Raw genomic sequence first — 17,741 nt, 5'->3', positions numbered from 1 at the left:
GAGGCCTTCTGACTTATTTGGGTAGGTTCAACCCAGCAGTTCTTTGACCTTGGCGACTGTTGCCTCGGTCGTGATGCCGAAGTGCTTGTAGAGCTCTCCGGCGGGTGCCGACGCACCAAAGCTGGACATGCCGATGAACCCGGCTTTGGCCTCGCGACCACGCTCGCCCAGAAGCCAACGGTCCCAGCCTCCGGCGCGAACCGCAGCCTCGATAACGACGCGGACGGCTCCCGCAGGTAGTACGCGCTTGCGGTAGGCTTCGTCTTGTTCGGCAAACAGCTCCATACATGGCATGGAAACGACCCGAGTGCCGATGCCTTCGGCCTCAAGTATTGCTTTAGCTTCCATCGCCAGCGAAACCTCGGAACCTGTGGCAATCAGAATCGCCTGACGCTTGTTTTCTGCGTCAGCCAATACATAAGCGCCTTGTGCGGTTAGGTTTTTGGCTTTGTGCTGGGTCCGAACAGTTGGCACGCCTTGACGGGTCAGCGACAGGACTGAGGGGCTATCCTTGAAGGTCAGCGCCAATTCCCAGGCTTCGGCGGTCTCAATCGTATCGGCTGGGCGGAACACATAAGTGTTCGGCGTCGCGCGTGAGATCGCCAGATGTTCCACCGGCTGGTGCGTCGGACCGTCTTCGCCCAGACCAATCGAGTCGTGGGTCATCACGAAGACCGTCGGGATCTTCATAAGTGCAGCCAAACGCATCGAGGGCCGCGCATAGTCTGTGAAGGCCATGAACGTACCGCCATACGGGCGAATGCCACCATGCAGCGCCATACCGTTCATAGCAGCGGCCATACCGTGTTCACGAATGCCGTAATGGATATACCGACCCTTGCGGTTTTCCGGAAGGAACACGCCCATATCAGCCGATTTGGTGTTGTTCGATCCAGTCAGGTCAGCCGAGCCGCCAATGGTGTCGGGCATGATCGGGTTAACGACATTCAACACCTTCTCTGAAGAGGCGCGTGTGGCCAGCTTTGGCTGGTCTTCCGACATCTGTTTCTTAAACGACCGGATGGCGCCGGCCAGCTTCTTTGGCGCCTCAAACGCATAGGCGCGGTTGAATTCGGCTTGTTTACGTTCGGAGACTTGCGCAAAACGCTCCTCCCACGCTGCGCGCTCGGCTTTGCCACGTGCACCAATGGCCTCCCAAGCGGCTTTGACCTCAGCAGGGATGACGAACGCATCATGCGGCCAGTCATATGCTTCTTTGGCGGCGTTCAACTGATCCTGATCGGTCAGAGCGCCATGGCCTTTTGAAGTGTCCTGCGCCGCGTGACCCAGTGCAATGTGGCTTTCACAAGCAATCATCGTCGGCTTGTTCGACTTCTTCGCCTGCACGATGGCCGCATCGATGGCCTTGGGGTCGTGGCCGTCAATCTCAAGCACATGCCAGCCCGAGGCCGCAAAACGGCGCACCTGATCGGTGCGGTCGGCGATGTCGACTGTGCCGTCGATGGTGATGTTGTTGTTATCCCAGAAGACGATCAGCTTGCTCAGCTCGTGGCGACCGGCCAAAGTGATCGCCTCTTGGCTGACGCCTTCCATCAGGCAGCCGTCGCCAGCAATCACGTAGGTATAGTGATCAACGATCTTCTTGCCATAATGCGCACGCTGAATTTCTTCGGCCATCGCAAAGCCAACGGCATTCGAAATGCCCTGACCCAAAGGTCCGGTAGTGGTTTCGACACCATCGATCAGGAAGTTTTCGGGGTGCCCGGCAGTTTTGGCGCCCAATTGACGGAAGTTCTTGATCTCTTCCAGCGTAACATCGCCATGACCGGTGAGATACAGCAGCGAATAGACCAGCATCGAACCGTGACCCGCCGATAGGATGAACCGATCGCGGTCCGGCCAGTTCGGGGCAGTGGCATCGAATTTGAGGTGCTTTTCGAACAATACGGTCGCAACATCGGCCATGCCCATCGGCATACCGGAATGGCCGGAATTGGCGGCGGCGACAGCGTCGAGGGTCAGGGTGCGGATGGCCGCAGCCTTGTCCCAGTGTTCGGGGTTGGCATTGCGCAGCGCAGTCAGGTCCACGGGCGTAGTTCCTTTGGTTTACGGGCAGATGGGCGCTGAATACCATCCGATTGTCAAAGTGCAAGCAGAACCGCGTGGCACGCCGAATTGGCGCTTCAAGAGCGGTGTGCAAGTGGTTGAAACCAAACAGTGGGTATTTTCTGTCGCATTCCGTTAGACTAGGGCTGAGCGCCGCCGCTTTTGATTCGGGTAGGCGAATATCAGAACGAACCTTGATAAAGAGGTGACACAGGCATGAGTCAGATCGAAGAACTACAACGCCGTATTATCACCGCGATGGAGCGGATCGGTAATGGTGTCGAGGCCTTGCACGATGCTGGATCCGCAGCCGGTGATGATACGTCGCTGCGAACGGCGCTTGAAGAAGAGCGGGTGGTCAATGCCCAGCTTGAGGAACGGCTGAAAACGATCAAAGAGAGACACGCGCAAGAGATTGACGCGCTGCGTGCGCAACCGGCACCGAGTTCGGAAGTGGATGCGCTGCGTGCGCAATTGGCCGAGGCGACCTCTCAGCTCGCCACGGTTGAGGCTGCGCGGGCCGAATTGGCGGATGCCAAGGCTGCGCTTGAAAACACGGACGAAGTCGAGGGCTTGAAGGCTGAGATTGAGACTCTGCGATCACATCAGGGCGCCGCAGAAGAGGCCAATACGTTGCGCGCGCAGGTCGAGAAACTGACCCCAATCGCGGATCGCGCGGAAGAGATGGAGGCCGAATTGGCGCGTCTGCGGGCTGAACTGGTCGATAGCGAGCGGTTAACCGAACTCAATGCCGAGCTTGAGATGCTGCGCGCGGAACGGGCTAGCCATGGGGCCGCGATGTCCCGGTTGGATGATGATTTGCAACGGCTTCGCAATGCAAACGATCAGCTCCGGAGCGCTGTCGATGAATTACGCGCCGCCGCAGAGGACGGTGTCACGGATGCTGACATGCTGAACCGGGCCACGACAGCCGAATTAGAAGCCATACGTGCCGCGCGCGCGTCGGACGCAGCCGAAGCGCATGCGGTCTTGGCTCGACTTGAGCCATTGCTAAGTCATGCCAATCTGGCCGAGGGAGAGGTGGAATAATGCCCGAAGTAACCATTCATATCGGTGGCCGCGGCTTTGATGTCTCGTGCCAGGACGGTGAAGAACCGTTTCTGCAAGCGGCAGCCAGACTGCTGGATGATGAGGCTCAGGTTTTGTCGGACCAGATCGGACGTATGCCGGAATCGCGGATGCTGCTGATGGCGGGACTCATGTTGGCAGACAAGGCAGCCGCGCATGAAGATCGCATGAAACTGGCCGAGGCCAAGCTGGTTGAATTGGAGACCGAATTGAAGCGGCTCCGCAGCCAACCGCAGCCGGAACCTGAACGGATCGAGGTCGCGGTAGTGCCGCCATCTGTCACGGATACGCTGGCTGAAATGGCGGCGCGCGCCGAAGCCCTGGCGGCAGTCATTGAAGAAAGGACGGCCTAATGCCGATCGCCCGAATGGCCTTTTGCGCGGCCGTCGTCTCGCTGACTGGCACGATGGCAAAGGCCGATATCGACATTCTGTCCGTGACGTTTACCTGTGAAAACAACACGCAAGTGCCGGTGTCCTACTTTAACGCCTCAAATGGCGATGGGGCGGCTGCGATGATGATCGATGATCAGTTGATCCCCATGAAACAGGTTCCAAGCGGCTCGGGCATCCGGTATGAATCCGTCGGAGGGGCAGGGACATACACCCTGCGCTCCAAGGGGTGGGATGCCACGATCAGCCATCAGGCCGAAGGCGACACAGCCCCGGAACTCGTATTGTTCAAGGACTGTAGCAGCCGATAGCTTACGCGTTTGCTTCGCGGATTTTGTCCGCAGCGTCTTTGTTGTAGCCCACACTGTTTTCATCGAACAGTGTGTCTAGCTCACCCGAAAGCGTCATTTCAGTGATAATGTCGCAACCGCCGACAAACTCGCCTTTGACATAAAGCTGAGGCACGGTTGGCCAGTCGGAGTAGTCCTTGATGCCCTGGCGCACAGCTTCGTCAGCCAGAACGTTCACATCGGTGTATTCGACACCCATGTAATTCAGAACACCGGCCACCCGGGATGAGAACCCGCACTGCGGCATCTCTTTGGTTCCTTTCATGTAAAGCACCACATCGTTGGCTTTGACGGTTTCGTCGATCTGGGTCTTAACGTCGCTCATCTTGCTTTTCCTTTTCATCCGCTTGCGCGGCGGTCGTTCGGTTATCGGGCAGTTCAGGTGCCCATCCTTCTTCTTCAAGCCGCCGGTGTTCTGCTTGTGCAAGCGTCACCGGATCAAGCCCGTATCGTTCAATTCCCCCAACCTTGCTAAGCGTATCGGGGTCAGGGCGCATATCCGACAGTTTTCGTTTTCTGTTGCGTTTGACATAGGCTTCGATGAGGGCGGCGACAACTATCAATGCACCAAGAAGAGATATCCAAAAGGGCCAGCCACTCATCTTTTCAAAGCCACTTAGGCGCTTTTTTGAAAGTAGTTCTGTGTCATTCAGGTACCTTCGTCGTCAACGCCAGCGCGTGCAATTCCCCATCAGATCCATCCATCTTGCCTTTCAGCGCAGCGTAAACCGCACGCTGTTGCTGAACGCGGTTTTTGCCGCGAAAGCTTTCGTCCACGACCATGGCGGACATGTGCACGCCATCGCTGCCACCAACCTGAATTTCCGCATTGGGAAAGCTTTCGCGCAGCAGGGTTTCAATCTCGTGGGCGCTCATCGGCATGTAGGTTCACTCCTGTAGGTCTTTCCCAAGATGTAGAGTGATGGGAGCGGGCGTGCAAGATGTCGAGCATTTTTCAGATACGCGAATCCCGCGCCTATGGAAGACGCGGGAATTCTGGAATTCGGAAGAGACGATTTATCAGGCGACCGCGGCGGCAAAGCTCTGACGGAAGGTCTCGGTCAGTTCTGCCAAAGGAGCTTCGGAATTGCCGATCTTCACGCTGTCACCGGTAAATCGACCAACCGAGACCAGCGGGACACCGGCCTGACCGGCAGCGATCATCAGCGCCTCGGCTTGATCGAAGTTGCACGCCACAAGATAACGGGCCTGGTCTTCGCCGAATAGGAACTCGGATGATGCATCATCCAGGCAAACGCCGACGCCTGCAGCTTCAGCAAGTTCAAACGCAGCCAGTGCAAGGCCGCCATCGCTAAGATCAGTACATGCTTTGATCATCTCGCGATTGGCACGGATGAATTCCCCGTTGCGCGCCTCTGCAGCCAGATCAACATGCGGCGCGTCTCCGTCCTCGCGGTTGAATACCTCGGCCAGCAGGGCGGACTGACCCATATGGCCGTTGGTTTCGCCGATGACCAGCGCAACATGGCCATCCCGAACTTCGTTTCCGATTATCTCGTCGCTATGAGCAAGAAGACCAACCGCGCCGATGGTGGGGGTTGGCAGGATCGCCTGGCCGTCAGTCTCGTTATAAAGCGAGACGTTGCCCGACACGATGGGCATATCCAGCGCACCAACGGCGGCACCGATACCTTGGATCGCGCCGACGAACTGACCCATGATCTCGGGCTTTTCGGGGTTCCCGAAGTTCAGGTTGTCTGTGGTGGCAAGTGGTTTGGCCCCCACGGCGGTCAGGTTGCGATAGGCCTCGGCCACCGCTTGTTTGCCGCCTTCCACCGGGTTTGCACGGACATAGCGTGGGGTTACGTCGCTGGTAAAGGCTAGCACCTTGTCGGTGCCATGTACGCGGACCATGCCAGCGCCCAGACCCGGCGTGCGAGTTGAATCCGCCATGACCATGGTGTCGTATTGCTCATAGACCCATTGTTTGCCTGCGTAATTGGGTGAAGAGAGCAGGGCGCGCAGACCGTCGATCGGATCGATCTGTGGTACGTCTTCCAGTGGCGCGGACTCAGGGGTCGGTTCCCACGGGCGGTCGTATTCAGGCGCGGTCGAGGACAGTTTAGACAGGACCAGATCGGCTTTGATCTCACCATTGTGCATGATCAGGAAACGGTCTTCGGCAATGGTTTCGCCTACGATGGCAAAATCGAGGTCCCATTTTTCGAACACGGCGCGGGCCTCGGCCTCAAGCTCAGGTTTGAGGACCATCAGCATCCGTTCCTGAGATTCCGACAGCATCATTTCATAGGCTGTCATGTTCTCTTCGCGCTGCGGGACATTCTCGAGGTCCAAACGCACGCCCAGACCACCTTTGTCGCCCATCTCTACAGCCGAGCAGGTCAAGCCCGCTGCGCCCATGTCCTGGATCGAGATCACGGCACCGGTCTGCATCAGTTCCAGCGTTGCTTCCATCAGGCGCTTTTCGGTGAAGGGGTCGCCGACCTGAACGGTGGGGCGTTTTTCTTCGATGGTGTCATCGAATTCGGCCGATGCCATGGTTGCTCCGCCCACACCGTCACGACCGGTTTTTGCGCCCAGATAGACGACGGGCATCCCAACGCCCGAAGCGGCCGAGTAGAAAATCTTGTCACTGTCAGCCAGACCAGCGGCAAACGCGTTCACAAGGCAGTTGCCGTTATAGGCCGGGTGGAACCGAACTTCGCCACCCACGCAAGGCACACCGAAGCAGTTGCCGTAGCCGCCAATCCCCTCGACCACTCCGTTCACCAATTGGCGCGTCTTATGGTGGCCTGGCTCGCCAAAGGACAGTGCGTTCATCGAGGCGATGGGCCGTGCGCCCATGGTAAAAACATCCCGCAGGATGCCGCCCACGCCGGTCGCCGCGCCCTGATAAGGTTCGATATACGAAGGGTGGTTGTGGCTTTCCATCTTGAACACCACGGCCTGGCCGTCGCCGATATCGACGACACCCGCATTCTCGCCTGGGCCGCAGATGACCTGAGGGCCAGAGGTCGGAAGGGTGCGCAACCATTTCTTGGACGACTTATAAGAACAATGCTCGTTCCACATCGCTGAAAAGATGCCAAGCTCGGTAAAGGTCGGCTCACGCCCGATGATCTCAAGGATCATGTCGTATTCCTCGGGCTTGAGCCCATGTGCGGCAATCAGATCGGGTGTGATGGCGGGCTCTTGCATCTTCTGTCCTGTGTCCATGTGGGCCGAGATTGCGGGCCTTTTAGGGCAATGGGCCGCTTGAGGAAAGGGCCAAACCCGCACAGGGGACATCGGGCAATAAAAAACGGAACCGGCCATAAGACCGGTTCCGATTTCAGAGGCGTGCTGATTTGGTTCAGCGAGCGGCTGAAACGTGTCGAAGCCTAAGTGTCAGGCGGGGTTTTGCCCTTTGTTGACCGCATCTGCGGCGGCTGCGCCGGCGGCAGCTTTTTGTTCCTCAGTTATGTTCTCAGCCTCATCCAACCCCGGGATGGCGACGCGCACCTCGCGGCGGGCGAAATCGATACCATTTGCGTTGAATTCGGCCTTCACACGGTTAAAGATTTCCTTACGCAGTGTGAATTGCTTGCCGGGCTTGGCCATGAACTTGCCTCGGATGATCATACCGACATCGTCGAAGTCGAACACACCCTGAGATTTGAAGGGCTGCAGGAAGCCATCTTTGTGAACCTCGTCCTGCATCATCTCGGCACCGATCTTCTTGAAGATCTTCTTGACCTTGTTGGGGTCGGTGTCGAACGGCACAGTAAATTTCAACTTCATGATCACCCAGTCACGGCTGAAGTTGGTGAGCTTTTGAATCTCCCCGTAAGGTATAGTGTGCACCGGACCACGATGGTGGCGAAGCTGCATTGAGCGGATCGAAATTTTCTCGACCGTTCCCATGGTCCCGCCGACATCGACATATTCGCCGACGCGGAATGCGTCATCGATCAGGAAGAAGATGCCGCCAACGATATCGGCCACCAGTTTCTGCGCACCAAAGCCGATGGCCAGACCCAAAACACCAGCACCAGCCAGCAGCGGCGTGATATTGATGCCCAAGGCGCTCAGGGCTAGTAGGCCGAAGATCACCGAGATGGTGACTTGTGCGGTAATCCGCAACAAGGGCAGGACGGTCGCCAGACGCGAACCACCTGCGCCGCCACCTTCTCCGCCGGCTTCTTCATCCAGCTCCTCGGCCGCTGTCTGTTCCTTGGCCAGACGACGGTTAATCCACAGCGAGACGATCTCGTTCAGGATGTAGCCGACAGCGATGATCAGCAGGAACTCGATGATTGCGCCGCCAACTTCGGCACCGATTCCTGCGGACGCAACATGGCGCAGATCTAGCTGCCAAACACGGGAAATCATGAAGACGACGAAGAGGCCAGCAATCACCCGACCGATGCGAATATAGCTGCGCTTGGCCGATCGATAGGCGCGTTCTGCTAATGGCCCTTCGCCCGACATTGGCGGCTGCAGGTGACGCACCAAACCACGTATCAATGTATCAAGTGCAGGTGCAATCAACAGCCAGAACATGGTTGTGAAATGCGCTCCACCGGACAGCACGCGGATCAGCGCCGGGTTGCGTTGTGCCACCAGGAATTCGACCAGCAGCCAAATCACGACAGAAACGCCGATTGCAAAATACGGGTAATACCGCGCGACTTCTTCGTCGAACTTGGTGTGGTCCGGGTCGGTACCCAGCATCATCTGTGACAAACCTTCGCGCGCTGTCCAGGCGATTATGCCAATATAGACGTGGATTGCTGCGTTCAGCCAGAAACCGATGCGCGTCTGATCGCCGGTAACCCCGTTCAGCGCATTGAACCTTAGTACGAACAAGGTAAAGCCGATCAGGATCAGCAGACCGATCAGGTTGCGATGCAGGTATTTTGCCCAGTGGTCGTCAATGTTTACCAATCGGAATTGTGGCTTTTGCGGCGCAAGAACAAAGCGCGAGACTGCTGCCCCCAGACGCGGCACCCAGATTAGGTAGAATACAAATGGGGCTGCATAGATGATCTGCTCGGGGCTCAGCAATCCTCGGCCAATCGCCCGAATGACGACGTAGAATACGATAAGCCCTGCAATTTCGCGGCAAAATCGGCGGAACAGGTAGTTCACAGCGCCTCTGAGATCAGCGTCACCCGAGGGCTCGGTTGCCTCATGCCAGCGGCGGGTCAGGAAAATGAATAGCTTCTCAGCAATGAAGCCGACTATCAGGACCGAGAGCACCAGCCCCATTAGCGTCAGAACACCAGCGCCCCCCAATTTGTCAGAGAAATTGCTAAATGCAGTGATTTGCGCACTGATGATATTGGGAACTGTGGTCAGAACATGTGTCCAGGATGCGACCATTTCTGCCCAGATCTCATTGAGCTCGGTCAGCGGGTCTTCCTGACCTTCCTTTTCCGCCGCTTGCTTTTCGGCGACAGCGTCAAGGCGTTCCAGAAGGATCGCCCGTACTTGGTCGTCAGACATGCGCGCAACCAGATCATCAACCTGTTCTGGCGTCAAATCTTCGGGAATTTCAACTGTAGCGGTTGTGCTTGTGTCTTGTGCATGAAGTGGCACGGCCAGGAACAAGACTGAAATCATCACCAACAATAGGCGGAATGAGTGGAACATGAATTAGCCCTCGAACACGAAATTTAGGTGTTTTTTCGGGATCATAGGCCTACGCGTTGGATTTTCCCAGTGCTTTCCACTGAATTGCATCAGCCTCGCGCAAAAAAAAGGCCGAGCACTAAGCTCGGCCGTAGTCCAACAGGGAGGTATGAAGATGATGAGCGTTTCAGCATCACCGCCTTCATGTGCTCATTTAGGGATCAGTTTATTAACGATCAAGGTCTATTAGCAGACCCCGGCGTCATGCCCGCTATGCTCTGAGTGCATGGCTATAGCTTGCCCAATTGCCTTAGCTGTTTGCGATGGGCGATTATCTCATCCTGCACAAAGTCCCGAAATGCCGCTATCCGTTTGGAATGACGCAATTCTTCGGGGTAGGCGAGGTAAACCGGGACATCAGCACTTTCGATGTCTGACATGACGGGGACCAGATCCGGGAAGTCCTCAGTCACATAATCAGGAAGTACTCCGATACCCAGATCATGCAGCACGCCCTGAAGAACGCCGAAATAGTTGTTCACGGTCAGCAACGAGCCGGGATTGTATGTCATAAGGTGACGAACCATCGACGCGCTTGCCCCAACCTGAGGGGCTGCGGGCGTTTGGCAGATCAATCGGTGCTTGGAAATGTCTTCCAGCGTTTCAGGCGCCCCACCATGAGCATCCAAATAGCTGCGCGTTGCATAGAGCAGCATCTGCACAGTCATCAGCCGTTTGCGCACGAGATCGGCCTGGCTGGGCTCTTTCATGCGGATGGCCACATCGGCTTCACGCATTGGCAGATCCAACACCCGCTCTTCAAGCATGAGGTCGATATTGAGGTCGGGATACTGTTCATAGAGCTTCGGTAGGCGCGGGGCGAGCCACAGCGTGCCGAACCCGAAGGTGGTGGTCACCCTCAGTACGCCAAAGACCTCATCTTCACTATCCCGGATACGCGCTGCAGCGGCATCCAGACGTTTCAGCATAGCTGTCGTAGCATCGAACAACAATTCGCCTTGTTCTGTCAGAATCAGGCCGCGTGCATGGCGGTGGAACAAGGTTGCATCGAGTGATTCTTCAAGCGCGCGGATCTGACGGCTCACCGCGGATTGAGATAAATTGAGCTTGTCTCCCGCGTGTGTGAGGCTGCCAGCGTCTGCAACCGCGTGAAATATTCTGAGCTTGTCCCAATCCATCGCCGCAACTTTCGTTATCCTCGCGCAGCCCTATATGAAACAGGTAACAAATTCCACAATGAAACCCGGAAATCGTTACGGAATAGAGTAAAATCACTATACAGGTCAGTAATTATGACCTAATATGCACGAGAATAAAGCACACTAATCCGACGAGGGGAGACGTCAGATGAGTCAGCCGAAAATTTCACTCAACGACCGGTTCGACCTGTCCAAAAGCCCGGTTCTTCTGAACGGCACGCAGGCACTGGTGCGTTTGATGCTGATGCAAAAAGTACGAGACACTGCGGCGGGATTGAACACAGCGGGTCTGGTCACAGGCTATCGGGGGTCTCCGCTTGGTGCTGTAGACCTTCAGATGTCTCGTGCCGAAAAGCAACTTGCCGAAAAGGATGTCACTTTTCAATTCGGATTGAACGAAGATTTGGCTGCAACCGCATTGTGGGGCAGCCAACAGGCGGGGCTGCGTGGCGACGGAAAATTCGATGGTGTTTTTGGGCTCTGGTATGGCAAGGGGCCGGGCGTAGATCGATCCGGTGATGTGATGCGCCATGCCAATATGGCGGGCACGGCGCAACATGGCGGTGTATTGATGGCCATGGGCGATGATCACACGGGTGAAAGCTCGACCGTTTTACATCAGTCGGAATGGTCACTGGTGGACATGTATATGCCCGTGGTCAGCCCGGCAGGTGTGCAAGAAATTCTGGACTATGGCATCTATGGATTTGCGCTCAGCCGCTTCGCCGGGGTCTGGGTCGGGCTGAAAACGATGAAAGACACGATCGAAGTGACTTCCGTCGTAGATGGCCGCCCTGACCGAATGCAGCTGGTCACCCCTCAATTCGATATGCCAGAGGGTGGGCTGAATATTCGGCTGGGTGATACGCCGCATCTGCAGGAAGCGCGCGTAATCGACCACAAGCGCTTTGCGGCAGAGGTCTTTTCGCACGCCAACAAGCTAGACAAGAGGGTCTGGGGGAAACCGGGCGCCAAGATTGGGTTTGTGGCGGCGGGTAAGAACTGGCTTGATTTGACTCATGCCATGTCGCTGCTGAACATCAACGCGGATGAGGCCGAACGGCTAGGCATTACCACCTATAAGATCGGTCAGACTTTCCCTTTGGATATGAAGGGCTTCCACGATTGGGCTGAGGGGCTGGATCTGATCGTGATCGTCGAAGAAAAGCGCAAGCTGATCGAAGTTCAGGTTAAAGAAGCGATCTTTGACGACCGTCGTGGGCGCCGTGTTTATGGCTGGTACAAAGGCGGCGCGGGGACGCTGCACCGCGAAGAACTGTTCCCGACCCGAGGGGCGCTTGACCCGATCATGATTGCCGAGAAGCTGGGTGAGATCCTGATCGAAGAGGGGCGCGATACAGATGGCGTTCGTGCCGGACTGGAGGCGCTGTCCGAAGCGCGCCGGGCTGACAATGCGCAGGAAATCGCGGCGCGTTTACCATACTTCTGTTCAGGATGTCCGCATAACAGTTCAACCAAGCTGCCTGATGGCAGCCGAGCCTATGCCGGGATTGGCTGTCACTACATGGTGCAGTGGATGGATCGCGAAACCACCGGTTTCACCCAGATGGGCGGCGAAGGGGCAAACTGGATCGGCGAGGCTCCGTTTTCGACCACACAACATGTTTTCCAAAACCTCGGCGATGGCACCTATAACCATTCCGGCGTGCAGGCGATCCGGGCGGCACTGGCTGCGGGCACAAATATCACCTTTAAGATCCTCTATAACGACGCCGTTGCGATGACAGGAGGTCAGGAGAACGAAGGTGGGCTAAGTGCCGAACGCATCGTCGCCGAGGTCCGTGCGATGGGTGTCAGCAACGTCGCTGTCGTTTACGACGAAAAAGAAGATGTGAATTTTGGTGCGTTGCCTTCGGGTGTTGAGACGTTCGAGCGTTCAAAACTGATGCAGGTTCAGGAAAAATTCCGCGAAATCGAGGGTGTATCGGTCATTGTTTATGTCCAGACCTGCGCAGCTGAAAAGCGCAGGAGACGCAAGCGCGGCACGTTCCCCGACCCCGATAAGCGAGTGTTCATAAATACCGATATCTGTGAGGGTTGCGGAGATTGCGGCGTTCAGTCGAACTGCGTTTCCATCGTACCGAAAGAGACCGAACTTGGCCGCAAGCGCGCGATTGATCAGTCAAGCTGCAACAAGGATTTTTCCTGCTTGAACGGGTTCTGCCCGTCTTTTGTAACCGTTGAAGGGGCGAAAATCCGCAAAGAGGCGACGACCGACCTCGACTTGCCCGACCTACCGGACCCCGTTTTGCCACAGATCAACGGCACCCATAATGTCGTGATCACCGGCGTTGGTGGCACAGGCGTTGTCACCATCGGGGCGGTTCTGGCGCAAGCCGCACAAATCGACGGCAAGGGTGCCGGTATGATGGAAATGGCCGGCCTCGCACAGAAGGGTGGCGCCGTACATATCCATTGCCGTCTGGCCAACCGGCCCGAAGATATCAGCGCGATCCGTGTTGCCACTGGCGAGGCGCATGCGCTGATCGGCGGTGATCTGGTGGTATCGGCCGGGGCCAAGACGCTTGGCCTCACGCTAACCGGCCAGACCGGCGCTGTTGTGAACAGTCATGAGATTATCACCGGTGACTTCACGCGCGATACAGAATTCACAATCCCCAGCGATCAATTGCAGCTTGCGCTGCAGGCGCGGTTGAAAGACGGGGTGGCCCTTTTCGATGCCACCGATCTGGCGCGAGCCGTGATGGGCGACTCGATCTATTCCAATATGATGGTCTTTGGCGCAGCCTGGCAGCGTGGTCTGCTACCGATCAGTCACCAAGCGATAATGGGTGCTATTGAGTTGAATGGTGCGGCGGTCGAGCGCAACAAACGCGCCTTTGAAGTTGGTCGCTGGGCGGTGACCCACCCCGACGACGTGGCCAATATTTTGCGCCCCAACGTAGCAGAGTTACCAAAGACCCTCGATCAAGTGATCGATTTCCGCGCTGCGCACCTGATCGACTATCAGAACAAGCGGTTGGCGAAACGTTATCGCAAGCTGGTCGACAGCGTTGCAGATCAACACGTTCGTGAGGCTATTGCCAAAGGCTACCATAAGCTTTTGTCATATAAGGATGAATATGAAGTCGCCCGATTGCTGCTCGACAGTCGCCAGAAGGCGGAGGCCGAGTTTGATGGTGACTTTAAGATGACCTTCCATCTTGCGCCGCCAACCCTGGGAACGAAGGGCGACAATGGACGCCCGGCCAAGAAAGCGTTCGGAGAGTGGTTTCTTGGTCCGTTGAAGGTTCTAGCCAAGCTGAAAGGTTTGCGCGGCACTCCGCTGGATATCTTTGGCTACACGATAGAGCGCAAAATGGAGCGTGCTCTGATCCGCCAGTATGAAAAGGACATGAAAGAGGTTTTGCCCAGCCTGACACCCGAAACCAGTGATGCGATCGCGGCCCTTGCGGCTCTGCCATTGGACATTCGTGGTTTCGGTCCGGTTTTGGTCGCGAATGAAGCCAAGGCTGCGAAACGTCGCGAGGAATTGTTGGCTGTTATTCGCGATGGCGGGCCTCAGATGAAAGCTGCGGCAGAGTGAGGCTTTACAAGCTTGTCATCAAACCTATGCAAAATGGCTACCCGGCCTTATCTAAGCGGCAGCAAACCGGAGTAGCCAATGCCCTCGCGCCATCACGTCGCTCGTGACATCTCTTACGCCCATTCCGCAGAAACGCGGAGCGGGCGTATAGTGATTAAGCTGATGGAAAACACGACCGGTCGTCTGCGTCTTATCCGCCGCGCTGAGGGGTATGAGCAGGAGGTCGCACAGGGGCGTGATTTTTGGTCCGTAATGGTGGATCGATATGGGCTGACATTAGACGTGGTGGGCGGTGCGTTGTCGAACATCCCAAAAGATGGGCCATTGATCCTGATTGCGAACCATCCTTATGGCATTCTAGACGGGCTAATGATGGGAAACATCCTGTCTCAGACTCGGACAGACTTTCGCATTCTCGCCAATCATGTTTTTCGCAAAGCTGAAGACCTGAACAGCATCGTGCTGCCAATTTCGTTTGATGCCACAAAAGATGCGATGAAGCTGAATCTTGCGACCCGCAAAACCGCTCTGAACTACCTAAGCGATGGTGGTGCAATCGGGATCTTCCCGGGTGGCACAGTCAGCACTGCGGCCAAGCCATTTTCTCATCCGATGGATCCAGGGTGGCGCGGATTTACAGCGCGGATGGTTGCCAAATCCAATGCGACCGTTGTGCCGGTTTTCTTCGATGGTCACACCTCGCGTTTGTTCCAGATTGCCAGCCATCTGCACAACACTCTGCGGATGGGGTTGCTGATCAAAGAGTTCAAGAAACGTGTCGATACCCCCGTCCGCGTGGTTGTAGGAGACCCCATTGGGCGCGACATTCTGGACCCGCTGGGCAAGGATACGCGCAAGATGATGGATTTCCTGCGCAAAGCCACGTATGAGCTGTCTCCAGAGCCATTGAAGTCTTATGACTATGGCTATGAATTCGAGGAACGGCATCGCGCCTGAAGGGGCAAATGGCAGTAGGTATCTTTGATTCCGGATTGGGTGGTTTGACCGTCCTGAACGCCGCGCAGAAACGTCTGCCCGACGTTGATTTCCTTTATTTCGCGGACAGCGCGCATGCGCCTTATGGTGTGCGCGATGCCGAGGATATCTTTAACCTGACACGAAACGCTGTGCAGGACCTTTGGGATCGCGGTTGCAATCTGGTGATTCTGGCCTGCAATACCGCAAGCGCCGCCGCCCTGCGTCGGATGCAAGAAGCGGGCGTGCCAGAAGGAAAGCGTGTACTGGGCGTATTTGTGCCTTTGATTGAGGCGCTGACTGAACGGCAATGGGGCGACAACTCTCCACCGCGTGAGGTTCAGGTGCAGCATGTTGCGCTGTTTGCGACGCCCGCGACAGTGTCGAGCCGTGCGTTTCAGCGGGAGCTGGCGTTTCGGGCGATAGGGGTTGATGTCGAGGCGCAAGCCTGCGGCGGGGTTGTGGACGCCATCGAAGAGGGCGACATGATCTTGGCCGAGGCTTTGGTACGCAGCCATGTGGATGCGCTGAAGCGCAAGATGCCAGAACCGCAAGCAGCCATTCTGGGCTGTACGCATTACCCGTTGATGGCAGAGACGTTTCAGCAGGCGCTCGGACCGGATGTGAAAGTCTATAGCCAGGGTGATCTGGTTGCGGAAAGCCTTGCAGACTACTTGCAACGGCATCCGAATATGCTGGGTGAGGGCACCGATGGCTTCCTGACAACGGGTAAGCCGGGCGTTGTCACGGATCGCGCGACTCAGTTCCTCCGACGACAAATCACCTTTGAAGCCGCCTGACCTAGGTCAAGGACGGCGCTTTTCCGATTCCGTAATTCGTTGACCGTCACAGCGGCGGTCACCCCATGTGACACATGAATGAAAGAGGTCTGACATGACCCACAAAATCGCAATTCTTGGCGCTTCTGGTTACACCGGCGCGGAACTCGTGCGGCTGATCGCCGGGCATCCGAATATGGAAATCAAAGCTCTGGCCGCCGAGCGGAAGGCTGGACAGACAATGGCGCAGGTATTTCCGCATCTGCGCCATATGGATTTGCCGGTGCTTTGCAAGATTTCCGAGATCGACTTTAACCAAATCGACCTGTGTTTCTGCGCTTTGCCGCACAAGACCAGTCAGGAAGTCATTCGTGAACTGCCCAACACCTTGAAAATTGTTGACCTGTCGGCAGATTTCCGGCTTCGCGATGGCGACGAATACGAGAAGTGGTATGGTAATTCACATGCCGCGCTTGGGCATCAGGAAGAGGCGGTTTATGGTCTGACCGAGTTCTACCGTGACGAAATCCGCGGCGCTCGGCTGGTTGCCGGGACCGGATGCAATGCCGCGACGGGCCAGTATGTGCTGCGCCCGCTGATTTCGGCGGGTGTGATTGATCTGGATGACATCATTCTGGACCTGAAATGCGCGGTCTCGGGCGCAGGTCGGGCGCTGAAAGAGAATCTATTGCACGCAGAACTCAGTGAAGGGGCTAACGCATATGCCGTTGGCGGGACGCACCGGCATCTGGGCGAGTTTGATCAGGAGTTTTCGGAACTGGCTGGACGGACGGTGCATGTGCAGTTCACACCGCACCTGATCCCGGCCAACCGGGGTATTCTGGCCACAACCTATGTAAAGGGCGACCCGCAGAGCGTGTATGAGACACTTCAATCGGCCTATGAAGCCGAGCCCTTCATTGAGATGCTGCCATTTGGCGAGACGCCCTCGACCCACCATGTGCGGGGGTCGAACTTCTGCCATATCGGTGTCGTTGGAGATCGGATCGAACGCCGTGCAATCGTGGTGGCAGCATTGGATAACCTGACAAAAGGTAGCAGTGGGCAAGCCTTGCAGAACGCCAACCTGATGTTAGGTGAGGATGAAACCCTGGGTCTGATGATGGCCCCCTTGTTCCCGTGAGGACGGTATGAAAACGCTTAAGAAACGTCGTCGTGTTCAAGTGATTCTAGTGGCAGTTGCGGCCCTGATACTGGCGACGGGTCTGATCGGATATGCGATGCGTGATGGCATCAACTTTTTCCGCTCACCCAGTCAGGTGATTGCAGAACCGCCGAAACCGACCGAGGTGTTCCGTATAGGTGGATTGGTCGAAGAAGGTTCGATCATTCGCGGGCAGGGTGAGACTGTGCATTTCGTCGTGACCGACGGCGGTGAAAGCGTAAAGGTCGCTTTTACCGGTGTTCTGCCTGATCTGTTCTCGGAAAATCAGGGTATGGTGGGCACCGGAAGTTATGTGAACGGAGTCTTTGAAGCCACTGAAATCCTTGCGAAACACGATGAAACCTACATGCCAAAAGAGGTTGTGGACGCATTAAAAGAGCAAGGCGTTTATCAGGAATCAGGCGATAGCTGAATGCAGCATCGCTGAATGCCATCGGCGTCAAATTTCTAAACAGAAGAAGCGGGGCGTTGCGTGCGAGAGGTGGGCAGCGCCCTTTGTTTTGCAGTGGTGTTAACGAAA

15 protein-coding genes are annotated in these 17,741 nt (G+C 56.3%); 8 read left to right on the top strand and 7 right to left on the bottom strand.

What is annotated here, in order from left to right; genetic code table 11:
* Positions 1-27: 27 nt before the first annotated feature.
* Complete coding sequence (gene tkt, locus ACR0MP_RS05835) at positions 28-2,049, bottom strand: transketolase (RefSeq protein ID WP_170405538.1); 2,022 nt, start codon at positions 2,047-2,049, stop codon at positions 28-30.
* Between the two features lie 234 nt (positions 2,050-2,283).
* Between tkt and ACR0MP_RS05830 the strand changes: the two genes are divergently transcribed.
* The 3 genes from ACR0MP_RS05830 to ACR0MP_RS05820 are packed head-to-tail and all read left to right on the top strand — an operon-like array spanning position 2,284 to position 3,859.
* Positions 2,284-3,117, top strand: coding sequence for a coiled-coil domain-containing protein (locus ACR0MP_RS05830; RefSeq protein ID WP_170405541.1), 834 nt, complete (start codon positions 2,284-2,286; stop codon positions 3,115-3,117).
* Positions 3,117-3,509, top strand: coding sequence for a cell division protein ZapA (locus tag ACR0MP_RS05825; protein WP_170393183.1), 393 nt, complete (start codon positions 3,117-3,119; stop codon positions 3,507-3,509). Before ACR0MP_RS05830 ends, ACR0MP_RS05825 begins: the two co-directional genes overlap by 1 nt.
* On the top strand, positions 3,509-3,859 hold the full coding sequence (locus ACR0MP_RS05820) for an MliC family protein (RefSeq protein ID WP_170405544.1): 351 nt from the start codon (positions 3,509-3,511) through the stop codon (positions 3,857-3,859). Before ACR0MP_RS05825 ends, ACR0MP_RS05820 begins: the two co-directional genes overlap by 1 nt.
* Position 3,860: 1 nt before the next feature.
* Here ACR0MP_RS05820 and grxD read toward each other — a convergent pair whose 3' ends face one another.
* From grxD to ACR0MP_RS05790, 6 genes are all read right to left on the bottom strand, one after another.
* On the bottom strand, positions 3,861-4,223 hold the full coding sequence (gene grxD, locus ACR0MP_RS05815) for a Grx4 family monothiol glutaredoxin (protein WP_170393181.1): 363 nt from the start codon (positions 4,221-4,223) through the stop codon (positions 3,861-3,863).
* Complete coding sequence (locus ACR0MP_RS05810; RefSeq protein ID WP_170393180.1) at positions 4,210-4,500, bottom strand: hypothetical protein; 291 nt, start codon at positions 4,498-4,500, stop codon at positions 4,210-4,212. Before ACR0MP_RS05810 ends, grxD begins: the two co-directional genes overlap by 14 nt.
* A 43-nt stretch (positions 4,501-4,543) precedes the next feature.
* The gene (locus tag ACR0MP_RS05805) at positions 4,544-4,780 is read right to left on the bottom strand and encodes a BolA/IbaG family iron-sulfur metabolism protein (RefSeq protein ID WP_170393179.1); all 237 of its coding nucleotides are present in this window, start codon (positions 4,778-4,780) and stop codon (positions 4,544-4,546) included.
* 138 nt (positions 4,781-4,918) lie between these two features.
* Positions 4,919-7,078, bottom strand: coding sequence for a phosphoribosylformylglycinamidine synthase subunit PurL (gene purL, locus ACR0MP_RS05800; RefSeq protein WP_170393178.1), 2,160 nt, complete (start codon positions 7,076-7,078; stop codon positions 4,919-4,921).
* Between the two features lie 189 nt (positions 7,079-7,267).
* Complete coding sequence (locus ACR0MP_RS05795) at positions 7,268-9,514, bottom strand: mechanosensitive ion channel family protein (RefSeq protein WP_480885951.1); 2,247 nt, start codon at positions 9,512-9,514, stop codon at positions 7,268-7,270.
* 269 nt (positions 9,515-9,783) lie between these two features.
* Positions 9,784-10,692, bottom strand: coding sequence for a LysR family transcriptional regulator (locus ACR0MP_RS05790; protein ID WP_170393176.1), 909 nt, complete (start codon positions 10,690-10,692; stop codon positions 9,784-9,786).
* A 169-nt stretch (positions 10,693-10,861) separates the two neighbouring features.
* Here ACR0MP_RS05790 and ACR0MP_RS05785 point away from each other — a divergent pair, with 169 nt between their 5' ends.
* The 5 genes from ACR0MP_RS05785 to ccmE all read left to right on the top strand — a co-directional run bounded on the left by ACR0MP_RS05785 (position 10,862) and on the right by ccmE (position 17,633).
* Positions 10,862-14,281 carry an indolepyruvate ferredoxin oxidoreductase family protein gene (locus ACR0MP_RS05785; RefSeq protein ID WP_170405550.1) on the top strand — a complete coding sequence of 1,140 codons (3,420 nt, stop codon included), beginning with the start codon at positions 10,862-10,864 and terminating at the stop codon, positions 14,279-14,281.
* 78 nt (positions 14,282-14,359) lie between these two features.
* On the top strand, positions 14,360-15,238 hold the full coding sequence (locus ACR0MP_RS05780; protein ID WP_170405553.1) for a lysophospholipid acyltransferase family protein: 879 nt from the start codon (positions 14,360-14,362) through the stop codon (positions 15,236-15,238).
* An 8-nt stretch (positions 15,239-15,246) separates the two neighbouring features.
* Positions 15,247-16,056 (top strand): glutamate racemase, encoded by an 810-nt coding sequence (murI, locus tag ACR0MP_RS05775; RefSeq protein ID WP_170405556.1) that lies wholly within the window; start codon positions 15,247-15,249, stop codon positions 16,054-16,056.
* A gap of 94 nt (positions 16,057-16,150) precedes the next feature.
* Entirely contained in the window at positions 16,151-17,179 is a 1,029-nt protein-coding gene (argC, locus tag ACR0MP_RS05770; protein WP_170405559.1) for an N-acetyl-gamma-glutamyl-phosphate reductase, read from the top strand.
* Between the two features lie 7 nt (positions 17,180-17,186).
* On the top strand, positions 17,187-17,633 hold the full coding sequence (gene ccmE, locus ACR0MP_RS05765; protein WP_170405562.1) for a cytochrome c maturation protein CcmE: 447 nt from the start codon (positions 17,187-17,189) through the stop codon (positions 17,631-17,633).
* Positions 17,634-17,741: the final 108 nt, after the last annotated feature.

Source organism: Ruegeria sp. K3, assembly GCF_056531845.1.
The sequence above is the reverse complement of the archived record's forward strand: the minus strand, read 5'-3'. Positions and strand labels throughout refer to the sequence as shown.